This is a genomic window from Acidovorax sp., from assembly GCF_046291265.1.
GTDB lineage: Bacteria > Pseudomonadota > Gammaproteobacteria > Burkholderiales > Burkholderiaceae_C > Acidovorax.
The window spans coordinates 1-1,896 of sequence record NZ_JBKBTV010000136.1 but is presented as its reverse complement, the minus strand read 5'-3'; the positions used below and the strand labels follow the sequence as shown (position 1 = coordinate 1,896).

The following is a 1,896-nucleotide window of genomic DNA, read 5'->3' as shown; positions in this document are numbered from 1 at the left end:
GGTGGCGCCGTGGGGGTCGTGGGGGGCGGGGGTTTTGGCGGGGGGGGGGGGCTGGGGCTTGTGGGCTTGTGTGTTCAGCGCGAGGCTGGAAAACAAAAAGCCGCCGGGGTGACCGGGCGGCTTTGGAGTCTGCTTGAAGTGGGCAGAAGGGGTGCGGCTGAGAGGCTTCCCGGCGTCATGAATTCATTATGCATGAGTCCCGTGACGCACTGCCTTCGGGCCGACAACCCAGCCCATCGGGTGTGGATCAGGCGGCTTTTTTCAGGGCTTTGACGGCCTTGAGCACATCTTCCACGTGACCCGGCACTTTCAGGCCGCGCCACTCTTCCTTGAGAACGCCATCGGGGCCGATCAGGAAGGTGCTGCGCTCGATGCCCTTGACCTTCTTGCCGTACATGATCTTGTTCTTGACCACACCGAACATGTGGCACATCTTTTCTTCCGTATCGGCGATCAGCTCAAACGGCAGTTCAAGCTTGGTCTTGAAATCGTCGTGCGACTTCATGTTGTCGCGTGAGACGCCGAACACCTGGGCACCGGCTTTGACGAAGTCTTTGTACTTGTCGCGGAACTGCATGGCTTCGGTGGTGCAGCCTGGCGTGTTGTCCTTGGGGTAGAAGTACAGAACGATGGTCTGGCCCAGATGCGTCTGGTTGCTGACCTTGATGCCGCCGGTGGCCATCGATTCGAATTCGGGAATGGGTTTATTGACAACGACTGCCATACTGCGTGGACCCCTGACGTAAGTTGGTGGTGATGCGTTGGCTTCCCGGCTGTTTCACGGCGAGCCCTGCGTTGCAGCAATGGGACCCGTGGCAGGAAACAATCGGCTATTTTACCCTGATTGGGCCCGTCCGTCATGCGGGCGGCCCCCGGCGTCGGCCAGCGCTTCAGGTCTCCAGCAGCAAAGCCGCCACCACGCGCCGGCCTTCGCCGGCCAGGATGTTGTAGGTGCGGCAGGCGGCCGCGGTGTCCATGGTTTCCACACCGATGCGCCGGGCCATCAAACCCCGCAGCAAGGCCGGCGGTGCAAAGCGCAACTTCGAACCGCTGCCGAAAACGACAAGTTCGGGCGGTTCGGTGGACTGCTCGACCAGCAGGTCGAAGTGCGAGGCTTCCAGCAGCTCGAAACGGGCGCATGGCCACTGCGCCAACGCCCCTTTGGGCATGAGCACCAGGCTGTGGAAATGGCGCTGCCCGTTCACGGCGATCCAGCCTTCGCCATAGCCGGTCACGGACTGGATATCCAGCTTGTCGGAGTGCAGTTTCATGGGGAGGTGGGCGATCGGGCGGGGTGCGGAACTGTGGTCAAATTGCAGGTTTTCCCTGCAGACGAGACCGAATATAACGCCCGGTGCAACGCACCGGGAACACCGCGCCGCACGACCCCAGAACCCCAGGGAGCGACTTTGAAGACCATCCAGAAATCCGCCAAGCTGGCCAACGTGTGCTACGACATTCGCGGGCCCATCATGGACGCTGCGCGCAAGATGGAAGACGAAGGTCACAAGATCATTCGCCTGAACATCGGCAACCTGGCGGTGTTTGGTTTTGATGCCCCTGAGGAGATCCAGCAGGACATGATCCGCAACCTGCCGAACTCGGCGGGTTACTCGGACAGCAAGGGCATTTTTGGTGCGCGCAAGGCGGTGATGCACGAGACGCAGACGCAGGGCATCAAGGGCGTGACGCTCGATGACATCTACCTCGGCAACGGCGCGAGCGAGCTGATCGTGATGGCCACCAACGCGCTGCTGGACGACGGCGACGAGCTGCTGCTGCCCGCGCCCGACTATCCGCTGTGGACCGCCGCCGTCAGCCTTTCGGGCGGCACGCCGGTGCATTACATGTGCGATGAGTCCAATGGCTGGATGCCCGACCTGGACGACATCCGCC

At 61.9% G+C, this 1,896-nt stretch carries 3 protein-coding genes; 1 reads left to right on the top strand and 2 read right to left on the bottom strand.

Annotated elements, in window-relative coordinates:
• Nucleotides 1–247: 247 nt before the first annotated feature.
• A complete protein-coding gene (locus ACK41V_RS23490) occupies nucleotides 248–724 on the bottom strand; it encodes a peroxiredoxin (protein WP_291217561.1) in 477 nt (158 codons plus the stop codon).
• Between the two features lie 166 nt (nucleotides 725–890).
• Nucleotides 891–1,271, bottom strand: coding sequence for an Mth938-like domain-containing protein (locus tag ACK41V_RS23485; protein ID WP_409786078.1), 381 nt, complete (start codon nucleotides 1,269–1,271; stop codon nucleotides 891–893).
• A gap of 138 nt (nucleotides 1,272–1,409) precedes the next feature.
• Here ACK41V_RS23485 and ACK41V_RS23480 point away from each other — a divergent pair.
• On the top strand, nucleotides 1,410–1,896 hold a 487-nt coding region (locus ACK41V_RS23480), incomplete at its 3' end, for an aminotransferase class I/II-fold pyridoxal phosphate-dependent enzyme (protein WP_409786076.1).